General features: G+C 41.2%; 21 protein-coding genes. 9 read left to right on the forward strand and 12 right to left on the reverse strand.

Annotation, left to right across the window (positions count from 1 at the left end):
* Window positions 1-157: 157 nt before the first annotated feature.
* The gene (locus PGLA_RS25610) at window positions 158-1,345 is read left to right on the forward strand and encodes a putative glycoside hydrolase (protein WP_068538036.1); all 1,188 of its coding nucleotides are present in this window, start codon (window positions 158-160) and stop codon (window positions 1,343-1,345) included.
* A gap of 104 nt (window positions 1,346-1,449) precedes the next feature.
* A complete protein-coding gene (locus tag PGLA_RS25615) occupies window positions 1,450-2,820 on the forward strand; it encodes an MATE family efflux transporter (RefSeq protein ID WP_068538037.1) in 1,371 nt (456 codons plus the stop codon).
* Window positions 2,821-3,061: 241 nt separating this feature from the next.
* Here the strand turns inward: PGLA_RS25615 and pfkA are convergent, their stop codons facing one another.
* The 4 genes from pfkA to PGLA_RS25635 form a co-directional block, all read right to left on the reverse strand.
* Complete coding sequence (gene pfkA, locus PGLA_RS25620) at window positions 3,062-4,033, reverse strand: 6-phosphofructokinase (protein WP_145939679.1); 972 nt, start codon at window positions 4,031-4,033, stop codon at window positions 3,062-3,064.
* A gap of 24 nt (window positions 4,034-4,057) precedes the next feature.
* Window positions 4,058-5,095, reverse strand: coding sequence for a tetraprenyl-beta-curcumene synthase family protein (locus PGLA_RS25625; protein ID WP_068538188.1), 1,038 nt, complete (start codon window positions 5,093-5,095; stop codon window positions 4,058-4,060).
* Window positions 5,096-5,444: 349 nt separating this feature from the next.
* Entirely contained in the window at window positions 5,445-6,188 is a 744-nt protein-coding gene (locus PGLA_RS25630; RefSeq protein WP_068538039.1) for a YebC/PmpR family DNA-binding transcriptional regulator, read from the reverse strand.
* A gap of 234 nt (window positions 6,189-6,422) precedes the next feature.
* Window positions 6,423-6,620 (reverse strand): cold shock domain-containing protein, encoded by a 198-nt coding sequence (locus PGLA_RS25635; RefSeq protein WP_068538040.1) that lies wholly within the window; start codon window positions 6,618-6,620, stop codon window positions 6,423-6,425.
* A gap of 169 nt (window positions 6,621-6,789) precedes the next feature.
* On the opposite strand from PGLA_RS25635, the gene PGLA_RS25640 reads away from it, so the two are divergent.
* The 5 genes from PGLA_RS25640 to PGLA_RS25660 all read left to right on the forward strand — a co-directional run bounded on the left by PGLA_RS25640 (window position 6,790) and on the right by PGLA_RS25660 (window position 10,806).
* On the forward strand, window positions 6,790-7,023 hold the full coding sequence (locus tag PGLA_RS25640) for a hypothetical protein (protein WP_068538041.1): 234 nt from the start codon (window positions 6,790-6,792) through the stop codon (window positions 7,021-7,023).
* 6 nt (window positions 7,024-7,029) lie between these two features.
* On the forward strand, window positions 7,030-7,209 hold the full coding sequence (locus tag PGLA_RS25645; protein ID WP_068538042.1) for a hypothetical protein: 180 nt from the start codon (window positions 7,030-7,032) through the stop codon (window positions 7,207-7,209).
* A 209-nt stretch (window positions 7,210-7,418) separates the two neighbouring features.
* Complete coding sequence (pepF, locus tag PGLA_RS25650; protein WP_068538043.1) at window positions 7,419-9,209, forward strand: oligoendopeptidase F; 1,791 nt, start codon at window positions 7,419-7,421, stop codon at window positions 9,207-9,209.
* A gap of 243 nt (window positions 9,210-9,452) precedes the next feature.
* On the forward strand, window positions 9,453-9,791 hold the full coding sequence (locus tag PGLA_RS25655; RefSeq protein ID WP_068538044.1) for a LapA family protein: 339 nt from the start codon (window positions 9,453-9,455) through the stop codon (window positions 9,789-9,791).
* Window positions 9,772-10,806 carry a M42 family metallopeptidase gene (locus PGLA_RS25660; RefSeq protein WP_068538045.1) on the forward strand — a complete coding sequence of 345 codons (1,035 nt, stop codon included), beginning with the start codon at window positions 9,772-9,774 and terminating at the stop codon, window positions 10,804-10,806. The genes PGLA_RS25655 and PGLA_RS25660 overlap by 20 nt, the downstream gene beginning before the upstream one ends.
* A 122-nt stretch (window positions 10,807-10,928) precedes the next feature.
* Here PGLA_RS25660 and PGLA_RS25665 read toward each other — a convergent pair whose 3' ends face one another.
* The 7 genes from PGLA_RS25665 to hemE form a co-directional block, all read right to left on the reverse strand.
* Window positions 10,929-12,857, reverse strand: a complete 1,929-nt coding sequence (locus PGLA_RS25665; RefSeq protein ID WP_068538046.1) for an ABC-F family ATP-binding cassette domain-containing protein — start codon at window positions 12,855-12,857, stop codon at window positions 10,929-10,931.
* Window positions 12,858-12,961: 104 nt separating this feature from the next.
* Window positions 12,962-13,783 carry a DUF92 domain-containing protein gene (locus PGLA_RS25670; RefSeq protein ID WP_068538047.1) on the reverse strand — a complete coding sequence of 274 codons (822 nt, stop codon included), beginning with the start codon at window positions 13,781-13,783 and terminating at the stop codon, window positions 12,962-12,964.
* Between the two features lie 3 nt (window positions 13,784-13,786).
* Window positions 13,787-14,410: a fumarylacetoacetate hydrolase family protein gene (locus tag PGLA_RS25675; RefSeq protein WP_068538048.1), complete on the reverse strand. Its 624-nt coding sequence runs from the start codon at window positions 14,408-14,410 to the stop codon at window positions 13,787-13,789.
* A gap of 32 nt (window positions 14,411-14,442) precedes the next feature.
* Complete coding sequence (locus PGLA_RS25680; RefSeq protein ID WP_068538049.1) at window positions 14,443-15,189, reverse strand: glycerophosphodiester phosphodiesterase; 747 nt, start codon at window positions 15,187-15,189, stop codon at window positions 14,443-14,445.
* A gap of 31 nt (window positions 15,190-15,220) precedes the next feature.
* Window positions 15,221-16,624 carry a CapA family protein gene (locus PGLA_RS25685; protein ID WP_068538050.1) on the reverse strand — a complete coding sequence of 468 codons (1,404 nt, stop codon included), beginning with the start codon at window positions 16,622-16,624 and terminating at the stop codon, window positions 15,221-15,223.
* Window positions 16,625-16,770: 146 nt separating this feature from the next.
* Entirely contained in the window at window positions 16,771-17,721 is a 951-nt protein-coding gene (hemH, locus tag PGLA_RS25690) for a ferrochelatase (RefSeq protein ID WP_068538051.1), read from the reverse strand.
* Window positions 17,722-17,766: 45 nt separating this feature from the next.
* Window positions 17,767-18,810 (reverse strand): uroporphyrinogen decarboxylase, encoded by a 1,044-nt coding sequence (gene hemE, locus PGLA_RS25695; protein ID WP_068538052.1) that lies wholly within the window; start codon window positions 18,808-18,810, stop codon window positions 17,767-17,769.
* Window positions 18,811-19,007: 197 nt separating this feature from the next.
* On the opposite strand from hemE, the gene PGLA_RS25700 reads away from it, so the two are divergent.
* Entirely contained in the window at window positions 19,008-20,222 is a 1,215-nt protein-coding gene (locus PGLA_RS25700; RefSeq protein ID WP_068538053.1) for an MFS transporter, read from the forward strand.
* 101 nt (window positions 20,223-20,323) lie between these two features.
* Here PGLA_RS25700 and PGLA_RS25705 read toward each other — a convergent pair whose 3' ends face one another.
* On the reverse strand, window positions 20,324-20,956 hold the full coding sequence (locus tag PGLA_RS25705) for an O-methyltransferase (protein ID WP_068538054.1): 633 nt from the start codon (window positions 20,954-20,956) through the stop codon (window positions 20,324-20,326).
* A 197-nt stretch (window positions 20,957-21,153) separates the two neighbouring features.
* Here PGLA_RS25705 and PGLA_RS25710 point away from each other — a divergent pair, with 197 nt between their 5' ends.
* Complete coding sequence (locus PGLA_RS25710; protein WP_145939690.1) at window positions 21,154-22,317, forward strand: THUMP domain-containing class I SAM-dependent RNA methyltransferase; 1,164 nt, start codon at window positions 21,154-21,156, stop codon at window positions 22,315-22,317.
* The last annotated feature ends 146 nt before the right edge of the window (window positions 22,318-22,463 follow it).

Here is a 22,463-nt window from a genome sequence, read left to right on the forward strand (position 1 = left end):
TTTATATGCACCGGATTGTTTAATTTCTTTCATTTAGGGTTACAAACAACAATCAGATTATTTGAAATTCGGATTGTTACAAAGCTGTTGTTTTTAGATGCTATTGCTTCTATATAATCATACAATGAGAGCGCATACGCTATAGGGGAGAGAGAATATGAATATCATTTGGGCATTAATGCTATTAGTATTGGGAAATACGTCAGGACAGCCAACAGACAATCCAGGCACGATCAGCACGTTGCAATCATCTATTCATTCGGTAATGACTAATGCGCAAGGCAAAGACTCACAAACGACATTGGGTACTGTGGACGCAGACCAACCTCCTGTCAAAGTAGACCCTCAAACAGATGCACCTATCGTTAAAGGGATTTATGTCACAGCTCATAGTGCTGGAGGATCACGGATGACCGAGTTACTGAATCTTATTGATTCAACAGAACTTAATGCAATGGTTATTGATCTTAAGGATGATGCTGGATACATAACGTACAAGTCCGATAATCCAATTCTTCAAAAACTGGGTAAAACGCAACCTTACATTGGAAATATCGGATTACTAATGGAGCGTCTACAAAAACATAATGTATACCCCATTGCACGAATTGTTGTATTTAAAGACACTATCCTAGCTACCAAGAATCCCAAACTGTCATTTGTTAAAAAGGATGGAACGTTGTGGAAGAATGGAAATGGCGACGGGTTTGTGAATCCTTATAGTAAGGAAGTATGGGATTACAATATTGAACTCGCTAAAGAAGCTGCCAAACTTGGTTTCAAGGAAATCCAATTTGACTATGTTCGGTTTCCAGAAGGATTTGAGAAGCGAGCGGATTCAATGACATATGTTAAAAATGAAAAATCTCGTGTCGATATTGTTACTGAATTCGTTCAATATGCACGCAAAGAGTTGGCTCCACTTGGACTTCGCGTATCCGTCGATATCTTCGGATACGCTGCATCCGTTCCAGCTGCTGAAGGCATTGGACAAGATATGGTCAAAATTTCTGAGAATGTAGATGTTATTGCTCCTATGGTATATCCAAGTCATTACTCTACAGGTTGGTTTGGAGCGACAAATCCAGATAAAGAACCTTATGCAGTAATCAAAGGTTCTATGGTCGACACTCACAAAAAACTAGATCCACTTGGTGAGCAGAAACCTATCATACGTCCTTGGATTCAAGATTTCACCGCCAGTTGGCTAGGTAGTGGACACTACACGAAATATGGTAAAAATGAAGTAGAAGAACAAATCCGTGCGATGAAAGATATGAAAGTGGATGAGTATCTACTCTGGAATGCTAATAATCGGTACAGTAAGGGTGTTACTTACAAATAATTAATCATAATATAATTAGGCCACAAAAGGCCCGGTTAAATACCGGGCCTTTTGCATATGAGATGCTATCGGTCATCATATGGGTAATTAAGAAAGGGATACGAATGAAACCTACAACAACAATCCGAGAAAAATTTAAACAATTTCTAGTTATCTTATTTCCTATTCTTATTACACAAATCACGTTATCAGCGATAACTTTTTTCGATACAAACATGTCTGGTAAGTCAAGCTCCATTGATCTTGCAGGGGTTGCCATAGGGTCTAGCCTTTGGGTTCCCATCCAAGTAGGACTTAGTGGAATTCTAATGGGACTCACCCCCATCGTGTCACAGTTAATTGGAAATAACCAAAAAAATAAAGTCTCTTATCAGGTCATACAAGCACTTTGGCTTTCTCTTCTTCTCGCAATAATGGTTCTAATCATCGGAGGATTCGTTATATCTCCAATTCTAGATATCATGAATTTGGATTCTAATGTGCGGCAGATTGCTTTCCAATTCCTACTAGGTATTTCCATCGGAATTATTCCTTTGTTTGGATACATGGTGCTACGTAGCTTAATTGATGCACTCGGCGAAACACGAACATCCATGACGATAACACTCCTCTCCCTGCCTATTAACGTCACCCTTAATTATTTATTAATCTTCGGTAAGTTCGGTTTCCCACGTCTTGGTGGAGCTGGTGCCGGCATCGCCTCAGGTATAACGTACTGGTGCATTTTCTTAACTGCTATTTGGTTTATTCAACGTCGACAACAATTTGCCGGTTTGGGTATATTTCAGAAATTTCATAAGATTTCCTTAAATGCATGGAAAGATCTACTTAAGATCGGCGTACCCATCGGTTTTTCCATCTTTTTCGAAACAGCCGTTTTTGCTGCAGTAACCTTGCTAATGAGTCAATTTAACACCGCTACCATCGCAGCACATCAAGCAGCTTTGAACTTTGCCACAACACTATATATGATTCCTTTGAGTATCTGTATGAGCCTTACGATATTAGTGGGATTCGAAAAGGGCGCTGGACGTATTAAAGATGCAAGACAGTACGCATTCCTTGGGATAGGTAGTGCTATTACCCTTTCACTCCTAACGGCCGTTGTACTTATCTTCGCTAGTAGACAAGTAGCGTTCCTCTATTCAGATGAAAATCACATCATTGAACTCATTCAGCATTTTCTAGTATATGCTATTTTCTTCCAAATATCCGATGCTATTGCAACGCCAATTCAAGGCGTGCTGCGTGGGTATAAAGATGTAACTCCGGCATTTATCATTGCTTTCATATCCTTTTGGGTTATTGGACTTCCTGTAGGTTATTTGTTAGCTAATTTCACTACACTCGGAGCGGATGGGTATTGGATCGGATTAATTACCGGATTAGCCATAGGGGCGATCCTTCTTCTTAGACGTCTCGTATATATTCAGAAACGCTATGGCATAGTACATGATAACCATCCCCAATTCTAGCCGCTGACTTCAGTAATTGTTAGAACCAAGAAGAAGAACCAACTACACCGTCTCTTAAGGATGGGGTAGCCGTCTCTTGGAAATAGCAAGAAGTAGAGTATCAAGTGAAACTTATACTTTCTTGTAATCAAAAAAAGTAGGTCAAGGAAATTATCCTTGACCTACTTTTTTTGAAACTACCCGAGAAAGTTGCTTAGAAAACACGTTTGGAAAAGCCTTGTATTATAAACAAAAAGCTAGACTATTGAGATAGGCGTGCTGCTAGTTCATACAATTCCACATTAAATTCTTTCTTACTGTTAACGACCTTGTCAATATCCGTAAGAACTAATTCATTTCTAATAATTCCGCAAGCTTTATCCGATTCTCCTGAAATAAGCATACGTACTGCGAAATCACCCAAACGACTTGCAAGATTTCTATCTGCCGGGGTTGGGGTACCTCCACGTTGAATGTGACCCAGTACTGTAACTCTCGGTTCCAACGTTGCGCAGCGCTCAACTAGTTGTTTCGCTACATCTTCACCAGTACCTGCTCCTTCAGCAACGATAACAATACTATGACGTTTACCATGCGCGAAATTCTGCTCCATGCGTTCTGCAATTTCGTCCATATCGAACGGTACCTCAGGTACAATAATCGTCTCTGCTCCGGAAGCAAGACCTGCGTATAACGCGATATCGCCACAATGTCTACCCATAACTTCTACAATGGATGAACGTTCATGAGATGACATGGTATCTCTTAGTTTATTAATCGCATCCACAACAATACTTACGGATGTATCGAAACCTATTGTGAAATCTGTATAAGAAATATCGTTATCAATGGTACCAGGAAGTGCCATTGTGTTAATTCCCAACTTACTTAACTTATTAGCACCGTGATAAGAACCGTCTCCACCGATGACCACTAGACCATCGATGCCACGTTTGCGTAGAATATCCGCTCCCTTTTGCTGACCTTCAGGGGTCATAAATTCTTTACATCGTGCAGACTGAAGTACAGTTCCTCCACGTTGAATGATGTCACCTACGCTTCTTAGATCCATAGAGAATATATCATCATTGAGAAGTCCTTGATACCCTCGTTGAATACCATATACCTCTAAGCCATAATATAATCCACTACGAACAACCGCGCGTACAGCTGCATTCATTCCTTGAGAATCTCCACCACTTGTTAATACTGCTATTTTTTTTATTGTCATGATTTCTTTCTCCTCCTATTTTATTACTTATAGTTGCTTATACAAACGTTTACGAATCCAGCGACTATTCATGAAGAAGAATATCCTGGTAAGCGGACTTCCTTTCATCAATTGCCTTGATGCTAAAACAACTTCCTGTTGCTCGCTAACTTTGGGATCGGATAAATAGATAGCCAATAGACCCTCAATAATCATACGATGAAAAGGAGTTGACGGGATTGTAGTAACGTCCTTTCTTGCAGACGCTACAATAAGGGTGATTCTTTCTAGCATCATTTCTGTATCCTTGTAATAGTTACAGAAATTAAGATCCCCACCTGACCGATCCTCTTCCTGATCAATTAAGTAATCCAACATGATATGCAGACAGCACACATGAGGAAAATAAGATGTATGAATGGAAGCTGCTCCATCATCGGACAATCCGGCATCAGTTGCAGCAAGAAACAGCATAAAAACAGCTAATGTAGACCCCGTAGCAGCAGCGAATTCCTGCCATTCCAAATGAGGAGTTCGGTGTTTATGCAATGACCACCAATTCAGAAGAGCTTCTTCTCTGAGATCTGGATGGATATGCTTGTACACTTGTAAGTCGGTATATAGACTTACTAGATCTCTTATATAGGGTAAGGCGGCCGTATAACCCGGAAGAAGTCGAATGCAGCTCTGAGCAGTCTGTACTAGGTCAGATAAGTAACCACCATCATTCAATTCCTTGTGCAAAGCATAATAATCATGTTGCAACGCATCAGGATCAATAGCATCTAACATGGCCTGATGTAACATTCTGAAATCCTCAGCGTCCATCGATGTACTACGGTCACATAAGTTATCAAGATAATCACTAATCGTCTGATAAGACACAATGAGACGTATTAATACATTTCTATCCGGCGAATCAATTGTTGCATAAACAGCACCACCCTGACAATGAAACTGTTTCGTATCAATGCTGGAGAGTGCCTGCATACGGAGCTCAGGATCAGGTATTTGGCTTGCTAACTTGCGCCAAGCGCTTAGTTCCTTCCGTACATCAGGCAAAATATGCTTATATACACGACTCATTAGACTCAATGGATTACGAGGAACTTGGTTTAGGCGTTGCTCATTCTCTTTCAATGACGGTGCCTCCGCATGATTGTCTAATTATTTCCTAATTCAAATCATCATTATTATAATATGTACCATCATTTTGTACAAATAAACAAAGTCACTATCCGACATTTTATTATTTAGATTCAGAAGTTTGTCGAAATCTAGTAAATCACATCCATATTTCATTAACTATGATATACTATCGACCCTATTCCGATACGTACAATACCGAAAGAATCATAGGTAGTCGCAAAAAATGCACTATCCCTTGGGCTTATACCAAGGTCAGTGCATTTTTTATGATGGTAAGACAAGATGGTTACCCAATTCGTTCAATCTCTGCTTCACTAATCTCAAAGTTAGTATATACATCTTGAACATCATCATTATCTTCAAAAAGATCCATCATACGTAGCAATTTCTCTGCATTCTCGCCTTCCACTTCGATCGTGTTCTGCGGAATCCAACGTACTTCAGAGCTACTGAATACAAGTTTAGCTTCTTCCAAAACACTTTTGATCGCTTCGAATTCATGAGGATGAGTTATGACTTCAAAAGACTCTTCGTTCGTAATGACATCATCAGCACCAGCTTCAATCGCTTGTAACATGAGTGTATCTTCATCCAAATCTTCATACTTCTCACGATCGATAACAAGCATACCCTTCTGATCGAACATGTAAGATACGCAACCAGACTCGCCCATGTTACCACCACGCTTATTAAAAATCGATCTTACATCCGCAGCTGTACGATTGCGATTATCTGTCAGACATTTCACCATGATAGCTACGCCACCGGGACCGTAACCTTCATAATAGATTTCGTCATATTCTACGTTCTCACCATTGCCTGCCGCTTTCTTTATAGCACGTTCAATGTTATCAACTGGCATATTAATCTGACGTGCATTAGCGATGGCTGTCTTCAAACCAAAGTTCGCATCAGGATTAGGTCCACCTTTACGAGCTTGCACATAGATTTCGCGACCAAGCTTCACGAATTTATTATTCTTAGCCTGATCTGCTTTCCCTTTGCGATCTTTAAACAATTTAAACTTCATAACGGTAGCGCTCCCTATAAAATTGTATGTTTCATCCCTTCTAGTGTATCATTTCGTTGTTGAATCGGTCAAAGGCATTACAGACACAACTTACATCAAAGTAACCAAGTAGAAATATAAGGAATAGAGTATCAAGTGAAACTTATACTTGCTTATATTTAAAAAAAGCACAATCCTCACTCAAGAGAATTGCGCCTAAATGTATGTTTAAATTCTTAAATACGGAGCTGTTTCTTATAATTTGACTACGTTAGCTGCTTGGGGTCCACGATTACCTTCCACGACTTCGAATTCAACCGCTTGACCTTCATCTAACGTCTTGAATCCCTCTCCTTGAATGGCAGAAAAATGAACAAATACATCTTCGCCACCTTCAACATGAATAAAACCATACCCCTTTTCCGCATTAAACCATTTAACCGTTCCCTTCAAATGAACAACCTCCTAAAAATACCGCCATTACAGCGACTTTCAAATATAACATGACATGAATTTCACCAATGCAACGCAAGCCAATATCTTCATATCTCCGTTTTTATTTGCTTTTATAAGTGTGTCTGCGTTATCATTTTATCAAAAGAGCAAACGGAGATATGTGCATATGATTAAAAAACATGAAATATACAAAAAAGACAATTGGAATATGATGACCATCGAAGTTCAAGGAAAATACCTCGTTCTTCGTGAAATCTCTGATCAATGGGGAGAAGAAACTCAGACGTTTCTTAGTCGGCCCGCGCTAATGCATTGGGCAAACAATAGGTTTCCTAAAGAAGAATTTATTGATAAAGAAGATGAATGGCGCGAGTTAATGGCTGCCTTCAAAGGAGTATAATCACTCATGGATGCTAATAGCACTCTCATCTTTATCATCTTAGCTTTTGCTTTAGGTGGTGTTCTAATCATGGGTAAGAACTCCATCCCGCCTTCTTTGAAGCGTTGGATGGCTCTTACCGCCATCGTTATGATCCTCATTGCCTTTATCTTAATCCTATTCAGCTTTCTAAACATGGGTTCCTAAGTTTGATGAGAGAATAATAATAATTTTGTGTAGGACTGGATATAATATGGGTTGATTGTATATGTAAAGGAGGTACAACTCTGGTGATCTTAACCAAGACTGTATCACTCATCATCGCCCTTAGTATTGTGTCCAGTCCTTATTCTCTACCTATCAAAGCCTCAGCCGGAACCCAACCTTTACTCACACAACAATTAAGGAGGATTCCCATGGATCAATTATTGAAACGCTCAGAAGTATCCAAGGACAATCAATGGAACCTGCAAGATTTATTTAAAGACCAATCGGCTTGGGACAACACATACAAAGAAGTTCTGAAGAAAATTTCCAAAGCAACTGACTTTCAAGGTAAATTAGATACGGTTCAATCTGTGAAGGAATGTTTTACGCTAGACGATGATATTTCCTCCGATGTTGAACGTCTTTACGTATATGCCCATATGCATCTTGATGAGGATACAACTAACCCTACATACCAAGCACTAACTGAAAAAGGAAAGAAATTAAGCGTTGACGCAGGTGAAGCATTGTCGTTCGTAACACCTGAACTTCTAGCTCTTCCAGATGATAAATTAGACGCTTTCATCGCTGATCCAGTCTTAAGTGACTATAAATTTACACTTCAAGAAATGAAACGTGAGAAGGCTCATGTTCTCTCGAAGACAGAAGAAGCCCTACTTGCACAAGTAGGTAATTTATCTCAAGCACCACAAACCATCTTTGGTATGCTCAACAATGCCGATATGAAGTTCCCTAAGATTAAAGATGAGAATGGCAAAGAAGTTGAGCTAACTCATGGTAGTTATATTAAGTACCTAGAAAGTCCTAATCGTGAAGTTCGTAGTCGTGCATTCAAAGCGGTATATGAAACTTATGGCAAACAAAAAAACACGATTGCTGCAACGTTAAGTGCAAACGTAAATAAAAATATTTTCTACTCACGTGTTCGTAAGTATCCTTCTGTTCTTGAAATGTCTCTATACGGCGACAACATTCAGAAAGAAGTCTATACCAATCTAATTGATACCATTCATGAGAGCTTACCTTTACTACATCGCTACATGAAACTACGCAAAAAACTTTTAGGCGTTGATGAATTACATATGTACGATCTCTTCGCTCCACTTGTGGATGAATACAAAATGGACATCACCTATGAAGAAGCTAAGAAGACCATTAAAGAAGGCTTACAACCACTTGGAGAAGATTATCTAAGTGCGCTACAGGAAGGTTACGATAACGGATGGATTGATGTATACGAGAATGAAGGTAAACGAACTGGTGCTTATAGCTGGGGCGCTTATGGTACTCATCCTTATGTGCTATTGAACCACAATGAAAATCTTAATAGTATGTTCACGTTAGCTCATGAAATGGGTCACGCGTTACATTCTTACTATTCAGATAATGCGTTGAAATATCGTGATGCTCAATACACTATTTTCTTAGCGGAAGTGGCATCAACTACGAATGAAGCACTGTTGATGGATTACTTATTGAAGAAATCAACGGATCCTAAAGAAAAAATGTATCTACTAACCTACTATGCTGACCAATTCCGCACAACTGTATTTAGACAAACCATGTTTGCAGAGTTCGAGAAACTCATACATGAACATGCAGAGCAAGGTGATTCCCTAACTCCTCAAGCACTCTCCGATATCTACTATGATCTGAATGTTAAATATCATGGTTCAGATATGGCAGTGGATAAAGAGATCGCTATGGAATGGGCTCGTATTCCTCACTTCTATAACAGTTTCTATGTATACAAATATGCTACCGGCTTCTCAGCAGCGACTAGCTTCTCTAAACAAATCCTTGAAGAAGGCCAGCCAGCCGTTGATCGTTACCTTGGATTCCTAAAAAGTGGAGGTAGTGACTACTCCATCAACATTCTGAGTAAAGCAGGTGTGGATATGTCCTCACCACAACCTATTCGAGAAGCTATGAGCGTATTCGGAGAATTGATTACACAGATGGAGCAATTAACCAAATAATATTACAAGTAGAAACGGCTGTACGGTCCTTTTTCAAAGACGGCGCCCGTTTCATCGGAAATATAAGGAATAGAGTATCAAGTGAAACTTATACTTTCTGATATTTTGAACATTGTTATAAAATCCCTTGTCCATTTGGTCAAGGGATTTTATACTATCATTGAAGCCTATGCATCCGATGCAAGTTTTTTACAACGGACTGATTGGAAGCGACGCTACAAAAAACGTTTAGGAGGTGCCTATATGAAAATACAATGGTCATTAATTGCTGGACTTGTTTTTGCTCTATTAACAGCCTTATTCGCTGTCATTAATGTGAATCCCGTCGAGGTTAATTTTTATTTCAATGTGATCAGTCTTCCCCTTATTCTACTAATAATAGGATGTACGCTCATCGGAGGAATCATCGTCGGTTCATACGGAATTTACAGACAGTATAAGTTACAAAAAGAAATTAAACGTTTGTCTAATGAACTTAATCATGTTATGAAAGAAACTGGATATTCACAGTCTCCTATCCATGCAACAACCACCCATGAAGATCTTAAGGAGGAACCATCCCTTGTCAATCCAACCGAATGAGAATTACATACTGAGCTTTCTTCAGAAATTACTAAATACACCTAGTCCGAGTGGATTCACTGCTCAAGTTATGAAACATATTGAAGAAGAAGCCACAGCCCTTGAAGTGCCTCTTACATGGAATCATAAAGGTGGGGCTATATTAACCGTCCAAGGTCATGATAATAGCCATACGATAGGACTGAGCGGCCATGTTGACACGTTAGGCGCAATGGTTCGTGCTATCAAGTCTGAAGGCACACTTCGTCTTACGTTGGTTGGTGGATTCATGCTACAGGCTATTGAGAACGAATACTGTACGATACATACACGTAGCGGTAAAACCTATACTGGAACTATCTTAAGTACCCATCCTTCTGTACATGTCTACAGTGATGCTCGTGATTTCAAACGACAAGAGAATCATATGGAAGTTCGTATTGATGAACTTGTAGAATCGAAAGATGATGTGTTGAAATTAGGCATTTCTGTAGGTGACTTCGTATCATTCGATCCTAGGAGTATTATCACGGACAGTGGATACATTAAATCTCGTCATCTCGATGACAAAGCTAGTGTAGCAGCTCTATTCGGTCTCCTTGAATCCATGAAACGTGAGAACTGGAAACCACGTACAACAGTAAAAATTCTCATCTCCAATTATGAAGAGGTTGGGCATGGAGCGGCGTCCATTCCAGACGATATCGTTGAAATGATTGCGGTCGATATGGGCTGTATCGGTGATGATCTGAGTTGTAAAGAAACCGATGTATCCATTTGTGCGAAAGACTCTTCAGGTCCTTACGACTATGAAATGACAAGCCGTCTTATTGCGTTAGCCGAATCAGAGAACATTCCATATGCTGTCGACGTGTATCCGCATTATGGATCTGATGCCTCTGCAGCACTCGGCGCTGGCAACAATATCCGTGCTGCTCTGATCGGTCCAGGTGTTCATGCTTCTCATGCCATGGAGCGCACACATAAACAAGCCATCCTCAATACAACCAAGTTGCTTGCAGCGTACATAAAGTAATGAGGATTTAAGTTGCTTGGACATCTTTTTCGTATGACACAAACAAAAGGGACTATACCATTACGTCAGATTACGACGTAATGGTATAGTCCCTCTTTGTTGCATTTATTTAAGATTTCTCTTTACATTTTGTCTGCTAATTCATTTAGATACGTCCAACGCTCCATTAGATGTTCGAGCTCTTGTTGCGCTTCCTGTAGCTTAAGCATAAGCTCCTGAAGACGAGCAGAATCACTATAGGAATTTTCCATCTGAGTGTTTAGAGCCACTATATTCTGTTCAGCTGCCTGAATTAGGCTATCAATCTGATCAAATTCTCGTTGTTCTTTGAAGCTGAACTTGACTTTTTCGGTTGATGAGACCGGTTTAACAGGCTCTTTGGGTTCAGGAGTAGGTTTGGATACAGGTTCAGAAGGTTGATCTACACGTTTACGATCCGATCCTTTGGTAACATTCTTACTCATCCATTCCTCATACTCACTATATGAACCAACATGAACTCTAAGAACTCCGTTCCCTTCAAAAGCAACAATCTTATCTACCGTACGGTCTAGGAAGTACCGATCATGCGACACTGTAAATACGACACCAGGGAACTCGTCTAAATATTGTTCCAAGACCGCTAGTGTCTGGATATCAAGATCATTCGTCGGTTCATCAAGAAGAAGAACGTTAGGTGCTCCCATGAGTACTCTTAGTAAGTATAGACGTCTCTTCTCACCACCAGATAACTTCGCGATCGGTGTCCATTGAAGAACTGGAGGGAACAGAAAGCGTTCTAACATGGCTCCCGCAGTAATGGTACTTCCATCTGACGTAGTGATGATTTCCGCCACTTCTTTGATGTATTCAATAACACGTTGTTTCTCATTCATCTCTTGATGCTCTTGTGTGAAGTAACCAATCTTCACTGTGGAACCCAGACTAATCTCTCCTCCATCCGGTTCGAGTCTACCGGCTATAAGATTAAGTAGCGTTGACTTCCCGCTTCCGTTTGGACCCACAATTCCTACTCTATCTTCTGGAACAGCAATATAAGTAAGATCCTTAATAAGAGTGACATCATTATTGGTTTTGTGTAAATGATCAATCTCTAGAATTTTGCGACCGAGACGGCTCGAAGCTACAGACATATCCATCGATCCTGCGCGTTGTACAACTTGCTGATCTTTTAGCTCTTCATAGCGATCAATCCTTGCCTTTTGTTTGGTAGATCTCGCTTTGGGTCCCTTACGCATCCAAGCAAGCTCTGAGCGAAGTAGATTCTGCCTCTTGTGCTCTGTAGAAGCCTCTCTATCTTCACGATCTGCTTTCAATTCCAAGAAAGCTGAATAATTGGCTTGATATCGAAATAACCGTCCATAATCAAGCTCCAACATAACATTGGCAACGCGATCAAGGAAATACCGGTCATGGGTAATCATAAGTAATGCACCACGACGCTTCTGTAAATATTGCTCTAACCATGCCACCGAATCCGTATCAATATGGTTCGTAGGCTCATCCAGAATCAATAACTCGCAGGGTTGAATCAGGGCGTTAGCCAATGCTACACGCTTCCGTTGTCCACCAGACAGCGTTCCCATCAGGGCTTCAAACTGTGTAAGTCCGAGTTTATTCAGAATGATCTTCGCTTCACTTTCAAGATTCCAAGCCTGTAGAGCATCCATCTCTTGATTTAGATCCAACAACCGTTCGAGAACTTCTTCATTTGAAGGATCAAGATCTAATAAATCCATCGTTTCTGTATAGTCACGCACGACTTTCATTTGCGGATCATTACCTTGGAATACTTGCTGTAAAACGGTCATTTCCGGATCATAATCAGGATTCTGCGCTAGTGTCCTGATTCTAACACCATTCCCACTAGAGATTTGGCCTTCATCTGGCTTTTCTAAACCTGCTATAATACGTAAGAACGTTGATTTCCCCGTTCCATTCACACCAACAATACCAATCTTATCCTGATCTTCCATACCGAAGGAAGCATCTTTAAACAGTACCTTTTCCCCATAACTTTTACTTATATGTTCTACAGTCAATATATTCATCTCTATTTTTCCCTACTAACTTATCATATTTGAATGACAATCATTCGATGTTCTAGATCACCCTCGAATCATTCCATTTCATTGTAACACTTATTATCAGCCTATTATAATCCCACATATATACCAATTACACAAGCAACCACGCCGCCAACGACAGAACTCCACATATTGACGGCATCGTTATTCATTCTGAGCCAACCTCGAATTTGTACGGTAGGTTGATCACAATGATGTACTACTTCTACCTCTTTACCACATACAGGACACTTATACATCACTTGAATGGATGCTCCTAGCAATGAATCTGTAAAGGCTCCTACGAGTCCTGCGACAAGCCCGATTAGTACCCATATCAGAAGTGCAGACCATTGAATGTCTTCCCATGAGCCAGATAAGCTTCCCAATATCCATGCAAGCCCCCCAATCATGGCTCCACCTGCAGCCGCAGCAACGCTTCCTAAGAGGGATACACCACCCGATGTTCCAACTGTCAATACCTTACCATTCAATACTGAACGTGGAGGCTTGGTACTTAAGCTCCCTATCTCCGTAGCCCATGTGTCTGCAGTCACCGTTGCCATAATACCTATGAATAAGTATGACCATTCAGGATGAGGCCAGATACCATTCAGAACACACAACAACATACCCAATCCGCCATTTGCTAATACTTGTCCAGCATCTCGCCGCCCAGTCTTCGCATAGGATTTCTCCGCCTCAGCCTTAACACTTTGACGGAACTTGGATATCACAGAAGAGGAGACAAAGAATGCAAGTAAAATACCGAACCAGAACAAGCTGCCTGCCGCAAAATAAATGGTCCCCATGATCGTAGCTGCAGTTGCACCTGACAACGAGAGGGACTTCTTCCTGTAAGCTGCAGTTGATACCATTAATGCGCAGAGACTACCCACAATCCACATCATACGTTATTTAATGAGACAGCTGCCAAGCTGTCTATCTCCCCACAAGAGCTCGAATTCGTCCCCCGAAGATACAGGTCCAACACCTGCTGGTGTACCCGTAAAGATCAAATCACCTTTACCCAATCCGTAATGCAAGCCTATGTAATCTACAATCTCTTGCAGTGAGAAGATCATGTCGCTCGCATTACCGCGCTGTACTTCCACTTTATTCTTAATAACCATGAAATCTTGTTCACTCAGTTTTTCCGTCCCTGGAAAAGTAACGAATGGCGTAAGTGGTGCAGATGATCTAAACCCTTTAGCCGCTGTCCATGGATAACCTTTTTCCTTAATGACCTGCTGAACATCACGTAACGTGAAATCAATGCCTAATGCCATGACATCAACTAACTCATTTATAGAAACCCCTTGTTCATAATCCCGAGCAATGAGAATAACAATTTCCCCTTCATAATGCACTTCACCTTGATCTTTCGGCAATGCAATGACACTCTGATCAAGCGGAATCACGGCATGAGAAGGTTTCATGAATATCATCGGTTCTTGCGGTACAGCATTACCAAGTTCTGCTGCATGTAATCTGTAATTACGCCCAACGCAATAGACATTACGAATCATAGAATCCATGAGTATATCATTCCTTATTTTATAAATTTCCATTACCAAAATGAATGTTTACGTTCTAGGAAAGTTGCGCCCCATACATCTGGACGGTTGGTACAAATCATAATCTCCGAATTCATGTTCGCCAGACGTTTCATACCCGTAGCATCATCCACAGTCCACGCCATGACTGTAATTCCTTGAGAGACGAGTGTCGAAGTCAGTGTTGAATCTAAGTGAGAAGCTCCAATCGATAGGAAGGAGCATTTTAGTTCTTTAAGTCGCTCTAGTAAATCCAGAGGTCTAGCATCAATGATTAGTCCTGTTGCGAAATTAGAATTTAGTTCTTTCACTTTTCTTAGTGCATCACTGTCAAATGAAGTCAGGATCACATCATTCTCCATACGATAATATAGAATTCGCTCCATAACAGCTTGCTCTAGACCAGGGTACATATCCCCCTTCGTTTTAAGCTCAATGTTAAGGCGAAGTCTCCCACAACTAGACTTAAGAACATCATCCAGAGTAGGAATCCTTTCTCCTTTAAAAACACGGCCCTTCCAGCTCCCCGCATCCAATTGCTGAAGTTGTGCCCATGTATGATCCTTCACTAACCCCTTGCCGTTCGTGGTCCGATTAAGAGTGAAGTCATGAATGACAACGGGTATGCCATCCATCGATAGTTGTGTATCTATCTCAACCCACGGCACAAAAGGCTCTTTCATCGCCATTTGTATCGCTGCTATGGTATTCTCAGGTGCTTTGTACGAAAACCCTCTATGGGCTACGCATAAATTATTCACAAATCTTCAACCTCCTTAAGGTTAGACGAAATCATGATTTAGGTTTGATGACCGTACCGTCTTTATTTATGGTCACACCACCAATAGACAATTTCTGTATTTCCTTAAATAGTTTTTGACCTTCCTCATCTGACATCGGCACTGGTTGACCTATTTCAGCGTGGAAAGGAATAAGTTTTATCTTGCATTCTCCCTTCGGCGTACAGGTAGTTGCGAAGACAGCCGTCTTCCAAGTCGATGGAGTTGCGGATTTAGTGAATATGAAATTACCCGTACTATAAGCAATCCACTTACCTTTGTATTGTTCAAGGCCTTGAAGTACATGAGGATGAGATCCAATGACAAGGTCCGCACCAGCATCTACAAATTTATGAGCAAGCTGCGTCTGATTCGCATTCGGATTCAACGCTCGTTCTGCTCCCCAATGTGCCATAACGATGACGATATCTGCATTCTTGCGAGCCTTGGCAATGGATTGTAGAGCCGCAGTAGGATCATATGCTGAAGCTACACCCGGTCTCCCTTTTACAGCAAACCAATCGGTATCTGGTACAACACGACTAACGGCCACAAGCGCAATCTTTACACCTTGACGTGTGAAATATTCCGGAGCATATGCTTCATCCGCGTTTTTACCCGCACCCGCATACTGAAGTTTACTCTCTTCCAAGTGTTTCAACGTATCCAGGAGTCCAGGAACGCCTTGATCCAGGATATGATTATTAGCAAGACCTACCGCATCCATTCCCGCCTTCTTCAGGGCATCTAACGCCTTAGGTGATGACTTGAATACATATTGTTTATTAGTGGCTCCTACTCCCGCTATCGTTACTGGTGTTTCTAGGTTTGCAATCGTTAAGTCATCTTTTTGAAAAATGTCTCCTAAATGTTTGAAGGGATAATCATACCCTTCCTTCTTCAGTTTACCCTCTACTTTACCGGAGAATATCATGTCCCCAGCAAAGTGAAAATTAAGGATTGTATCTGCGTTTGCTAAAATCTCGTTAGGGTCATTCGATTCATCCGTTTTACCGGCGAATTTGGGTTCTTCAGATATTTTGTGTTCATCCATTACATCGGAATCTTTAGGTGCTTTAAGTTTAACGGTTTCTGTTTCCTTAGGTGTTTCTGTTTCCTTTGTTGCATCCTTAGTTGGATCATTCGTTATAGGTTGATCCTTCTCTAAAGTTACCGTAGGTGAACTATCCGTATCGAGATTAGGACTATCAGCTGTAGGTGGAAGCTCTGAGGAAGTATTAGTTGATGATTCCAAAGGTTGAGCCGATTTAGTATCTTGGGTTATTAACCAGAAATAAGAAATTGACATCACAATCATCGTAACCAGAAATAAATTAAGTAGCACCCATGACTTACTTAAGCGCCTCTTCTTCACTCTTCTTGTAGCTTTACCTTTATTAGAACGTGGTGGGTACATTATTCACTCCTTCTTAAAACTTAAAAATGTTCAAACCATATCGCTATTCATTATATCAGGTTCAGCTAAACAAATAGAACCCCCGAAATATTTCGGGAGTCCCCATTTGGATGCATTCATTGATCTTAAAGATAAGATCTTTAGAGTTATGATACATTGCCTTTTTCTAAGGCTGCCAGTACCTCGGCACGAAGGGTCTCCATATAGAGAGGGTCACTGTTCAGCGAATCAATACGCATTAAACGCATATCTAGTTCCTTCGAGATGGCTTGAGCCTCAATATCCAGATCGTACAACACTTCCAAATGGTCTGATACGAAGCCTACAGGCGCAACAAGTACATTCTCGATCTGTTCTACACTAAGTTCTTGCAGTGTATCCAGAATGTCAGGTCCTAGCCATGGCTCAGCCGTCCGCCCAGCACTTTGCCAAGAGAACTGCCACGAAGTAACTCCTGTCGCCTCAGCAATCGCACGAGAGGTCTCCAGTAATTGCTCTGGATAAGGATCTCCCATCTCGATGATCCGTTTAGGTAGACTATGCGCACTGAATAATACCCTTACATCCTCACGAATAGCTCCCGCTTCCTCGAATTGATCCAGCTTAGCACTTACACGCTCGCTAAGTGCCTGAATCAACTTAGGATGGAGATGATAACTTTCTACAAAGGACATATCTAGACCGAGTTCCGTTGCTTTCTCTTGTGCACGTTTGATGTAGCCACCAACGCTCATGATGGAATAATGCGGTGCCAGTACGATTCCTACAGCACGCTTAATACCATCCTTGGTCATTTGCTCCACACCGTCTTCGATGAATGGTGAAGCATGCTTTAACCCTTGATAACATACAAACTCGATCCCCGATTGGTCTTGATTTCGGTTAAGAGCTGCTTGTAGTTCAGTTACCTGTAGGTTCGTATTCTCGCGTAAGGGAAACACTCCGCCAACAATAGCTTCATAACGATCCGTTAAATCCTGGAGCTGCTCCTGCGTTGGAGCCTTGCCTCTGCGGATATGCGTATAATAAGCTTCAATGCCTTCTAGGCTTTCCGGTGTTCCGTATGACATAACCAACACGCCAACTTTAGATTTCACGAGCTAACCACCTCTGAGTCAGTATAGGTTTACATAAATTTATCTTTAAGATTTCAACTTGGAAGCTGAATATTCATGAACATATTCTGTCAATTCCCGCAGCTTATCAAGTGATGCTTCAGGGAATAACCCATGTCCTAGATTGAAAATAAATCCAGGCTCTTGAATACCATCATCAATGATTTCTTTCGCATATTGTTTAATAACATCTATAGGCGCAGTCAAAATAAATGGATCCAAATTTCCTTGCATAGCAAATCGACCACCTGTTCTTCTACGTCCTTCTGAGATCGATAATCTCCAATCCAGACCAATCACATCAGATTGCAAGTTACTAAGCCCGGGTAAGAGTTCTCCAGAACTTACACCTGGAAAATAAATTTTGGGTACATTCAAATCCGAAAGTTCGGCAAAGATACGAGTAACCGTTGGAAGCACAAACTTCTCGAAATCCTTCGGAGCAAGTGCACCTACCCAACTGTCGAATAGTTGAATTGCTTTGCCACCATTGGCAACATGAGATCGCACATAGGTAATGACCATATCACCAAGCTTGTCCATTAAAGAGAACCAAAGATGCGGCTCGCTATACATCATGGTCTTCGTAAGAATATAGTTCCTGGACGGGCGACCTTCAATCAAATAACTAGCAATCGTGAAAGGTGCTCCTGCAAAAGTGATAAGCGGAACATTCAGCTCTTTATCTAGAATACGGATCGTCTCCAAAATGTGACTCAGATCCTTATCCACATCGATCGGGCGGAGACGTTCAATATCTGCAGCAGAACGAATCGGATTATCGATCACCGGTCCTATGTTCTTGACGATATCGAAATCAATGCCAAGGGAAGCTACAGGATTCATAATATCAGAGTAAAGAATAGCTGCATCCACACCTAGCTTATGTACGGGCATCATCGTGATTTGAGCTGCAAGCTCGGGTTGACGACATATTTCGAGTAAACTATATTTTTCTTTGATTTTACGGTATTCAGGATCATAACGACCCGCTTGTCTCATATACCAGACGGGTACATGTTTAACATCCTGTTTAAAGCAAGCGCGTATAAAAGTATCATTGTAGGTCATTCATTAGCCTCCAGTATAGTAAGATTTCCATTAATATATTATGCCCTTTTTAAAAGTAAGTAACAACTATAACACCGTAAGATGTCATGGCAATACTATGACATTCCTATCATTTGAGATAATCCCTCGTATGTTATACTGAAATATTGTTCTTAATGAGGGGTGTAATGGCAGCTTAGAAGGGACGTGCATCGCATTTGAAAACTTGGAAAGTAAACCTTATTGTACTTTGGATTGGCCAATTCCTCATTAATGCTGGAATGACTATGATTACACCATTCTTAGCTTTATATCTCGCCAAAGATTTAGGAGTACAGGACGAGCATGCAATTGGCATATGGGCTGGACTCATTTTCGCTGCGAACTTCTTGACATCATTTTTATTCCAACCCCTTTGGGGTAAGCTTGCAGACCGATATGGACGTAAAATTATGTTATTACGGTCCGGTTTTGGTATGGCCATTGTCATCGTACTTATGGGGTTTGCAAGAAATCCGTGGGAATTATTGTTGCTCCGTCTATTGAACGGTACCATATCAGGGTTCAATCCAGCCGCAATCTCACTCGTATCAGGTACCACACCTAAAGATCGTATAGGATTTGCCATGGGAATGATGCAATCTGGTGTTGTAGCTGGCACCATTCTTGGGCCTCTAATTGGTGGTATTCTCGCCGATATCATAGGGTTCCGTCCTATTTTCTATATTACAGGGGTTCTAATACTTCTCGCTTCTTTCCTTGCACTATTCTTAGTCAAAGAAACCTTTGATCGCAAAGAAGCATCGCAAATCCCTCAAGTATCGGTCATCCAAGGTTTTAAAGATCTAGCACACATTCCTCAATTGCCAGCCCTATTTGCCGTGACATTCCTCTTACAATTCGCCATGGTGAGTCCAATGTCATTGCTTCCGCTGTATGTACAAAAGCTTCATACCTCTTCGGGAGACATTGCTTTTTGGGCAGGTGTAGTTATAGCTGTAACAGGAGTCTCTAATATGATTTCTTCACCCTTGCTTGGTAAGTTAAGTGATAAATTAGGTGCCCATCGAATCCTTACGTATGCCTTAATTGGTACCTCACTTACACTAATTCCTCAAGCCTTTGTACATAATGTTTGGCAACTCATCATTGTTCGATTCCTAATGGGTATCTTTATGGGGGGCTTATTACCGAGCGTCAATGCTCTCATCCGTTCCTATACACCCGATGGTATGGAGAGCAGATCGTTTGGATTTAACAGCAGTACGCTCGCCCTCGGTAGTATGATGGGTGCCGCTGTTGGAGGACTATTATCTGGTATTATCGGAATCGAAGGTTTATTTATCATCTCAGGCTGCTTGATGCTGTTGAACATGTTATGGGTAAGACTAAAGCTATATGCTCGTATCGATGAACACCGTACATTTCGCTAAATATAAGGAGTGTCAAAAAAGAGACTGATCCCTCAGGTCGATTTAGACCTTGGAATAGCCCCTTGATATCACTACGATTACTATTATGATCAATTAACCTGTTACTTCACCCATGAGATGGACAATCCATCGTAGTCTGGAAGTAATGTGCTTACCAGTCGATCATCGGTGGCAACTTTCTCATTGAAATGACGCATTCCGAGTACCGCTGGTCCATTCTTCTCCGAGTTCAAGGTGCGTCCACGCAAGAAGCAGTTATCCCCTACAATCAATGATCCAGGCTTGGATAACGCAATAGCATATTCTAAATACAATGGGTAGTTCTCTTTGTCAGCATCAATAAAAAAGAAATCAAACGTTCTACCTGCTTGCTTGAGTTCTTCTAGACTGTCGAGTGCCTGCCCAATCATATAATCTACTTGGGAACCGAAGCCTGCGGATTCCAGATTCCCCTTCGCAAGCTTCGCATACTCTTCCTTTAACTCTAAAGAGAGTAGTTGTCCATCCGCTGGAAGGCCCTTAGCAATGCAAATGCCGCTATAACCACCGAGTGCTCCTATTTCAAGAGCACTCTGCGCACGGGCTGTCTGAACAAGTAATGTTAGAAGCCTGCCATATGCAGGAGCCACTGACACTTCTGGCATTCCCTGCTCGATAATACTTTTTTTCACTTGCTGTAATTGCTCATCTTCTTCATACAATTGGTTAACATATTCATCAGGGGTTAGATTCAACGCCGTTTCCTCCTTAAGACTAACTTTCCATATAAGCCTATTTGTTTTATAATAAATGTTTGGTTGTACGTTCAAGTGTTACTAAGTCATTATTGTATGTGTTTTGTCGGTAATCGGCAAGACTGCTTTAAATTTATAGGTCTCTAAGTGCTGCCGTGTTGCAGTACAGATGGCCGGATGGAGTTGAATTGTATACCGTGGCTAACTTGCAACTTATTGCTACCGCACCAATGGGCTTAGAGTCAATCGTGGCTCGCGAATTGAAAGAACTAGGTTACCATGATATGACGGTCGAGAATGGACGTGTCATCTTTAGTGGGGACTTAATCGATATATGTCGTTGTAATTTATGGCTTCGTACCTCGGACCGTATTTTGATATTGATGGGCGAATTCCCTGCCACCACTTTTGACGAATTGTTCGAAGGTGTCAAAGCTTTACCCTGGCAGGATGTGATTCCTCAGAATGGTGAATTTCCAGTTGAGGGACGTTCTCTTAAGTCACAACTGAGTAGCGTTCCGGCATGTCAAAGTATCGTTAAGAAAGCGATCGTAGACAAATTAAATCAGACTTACCATACTGAATGGTTCCCTGAAGATGGACCACGTTATGTCGTTGAGGTTATTATGTTAAATGATACTGCCTTGATCACGCTTGATACAACCGGCTCTGGTCTTCATAAGCGTGGGTATCGTAAGCTCGTAACCGAAGCTCCATTGAAGGAGACGATGGCTGCGGCACTTATCCAATTAAGCCGTTGGAATCCTAATAGACCTTTCTACGATCCATGTTGCGGTTCGGGTACACTCTTAGTTGAGGCAGCGATGATTGGATGGAACATTGCTCCTGGACTACGTCGTACCTTTAACTCGGAAGAATGGCCTATCATCCCTGAGCATCTATGGACTGAAGCAAGGGAAGAAGCATTTGATTCCGTTCGCGATGATGTTCCTTTGCAGATTTCCGGAAGTGATATCGATCCAGCAGCAATTGAAGTTGCTCAAGCCGCAGTAAACGCCGCTGGATTTGCCAAAGATATTAAGTTAGAAGTTCTACCGATCAGCAAAGCAAGACCTCAAGGAGATTTCGGTTGTATGATTACCAACCCTCCTTATGGAGAGCGTTTAAGTGAAATAACGGAGGTAGAGCAACTTATTCGTGATTTAAAGAGACTAACTGTAAGTCTACCTTCTTGGTCATTTTTCGCGATTAGTTCCACTAAACGTTTCGAAACCATCTTCAACAAGAAAGCTGACAAACGTCGCAAATTATACAACGGAACCATCGAATGTCAGTACTATCAATACCTTGGACCCCTTCCACCTCGTGGCCGTGGGGAATCACAGTTACACATTGAATAACCATCAATTTCCCGCTTGAACAATAGGAGCGAATTCAGTAATTCTACTGAATTCGCTCCTATTGTATGTTAAAGTCTATATCCTTGTCATCCTTCTCAGTTGAAAACGAACAATGGAGTGATATGATAGAAAAAGCCTATCATTTT

This window comes from Paenibacillus glacialis (assembly GCF_001637205.1).
In the GTDB taxonomy this organism is placed as follows: domain Bacteria; phylum Bacillota; class Bacilli; order Paenibacillales; family Paenibacillaceae; genus Paenibacillus_AQ; species Paenibacillus_AQ glacialis.

Excerpts from the sequence above, each read along its gene's own strand:
- PGLA_RS25610 (WP_068538036.1), top strand. The coding sequence starts at position 158 with ATGAATATCATTTGGGCATTAATGCTATTAGTATTGGGAAATACGTCA.
- PGLA_RS25630 (WP_068538039.1), bottom strand. The coding sequence starts at position 6,188 with ATGAAGTTTAAATTGTTTAAAGATCGCAAAGGGAAAGCAGATCAGGCT.
- PGLA_RS25670 (WP_068538047.1), bottom strand. The coding sequence starts at position 13,783 with ATGATGTGGATTGTGGGTAGTCTCTGCGCATTAATGGTATCAACTGCA.
- PGLA_RS25655 (WP_068538044.1), top strand. The coding sequence starts at position 9,453 with ATGAAAATACAATGGTCATTAATTGCTGGACTTGTTTTTGCTCTATTA.
- pepF (WP_068538043.1), top strand. The coding sequence starts at position 7,419 with ATGGATCAATTATTGAAACGCTCAGAAGTATCCAAGGACAATCAATGG.
- PGLA_RS25640 (WP_068538041.1), top strand. The coding sequence starts at position 6,790 with ATGATTAAAAAACATGAAATATACAAAAAAGACAATTGGAATATGATG.
- PGLA_RS25685 (WP_068538050.1), bottom strand. The coding sequence starts at position 16,624 with ATGTACCCACCACGTTCTAATAAAGGTAAAGCTACAAGAAGAGTGAAG.
- PGLA_RS25645 (WP_068538042.1), top strand. The coding sequence starts at position 7,030 with ATGGATGCTAATAGCACTCTCATCTTTATCATCTTAGCTTTTGCTTTA.
- PGLA_RS25665 (WP_068538046.1), bottom strand. The coding sequence starts at position 12,857 with ATGAATATATTGACTGTAGAACATATAAGTAAAAGTTATGGGGAAAAG.
- PGLA_RS25615 (WP_068538037.1), top strand. The coding sequence starts at position 1,450 with ATGAAACCTACAACAACAATCCGAGAAAAATTTAAACAATTTCTAGTT.
- PGLA_RS25675 (WP_068538048.1), bottom strand. The coding sequence starts at position 14,410 with ATGGATTCTATGATTCGTAATGTCTATTGCGTTGGGCGTAATTACAGA.
- PGLA_RS25625 (WP_068538188.1), bottom strand. The coding sequence starts at position 5,095 with ATGAGTCGTGTATATAAGCATATTTTGCCTGATGTACGGAAGGAACTA.
- hemE (WP_068538052.1), bottom strand. The coding sequence starts at position 18,810 with ATGACCTACAATGATACTTTTATACGCGCTTGCTTTAAACAGGATGTT.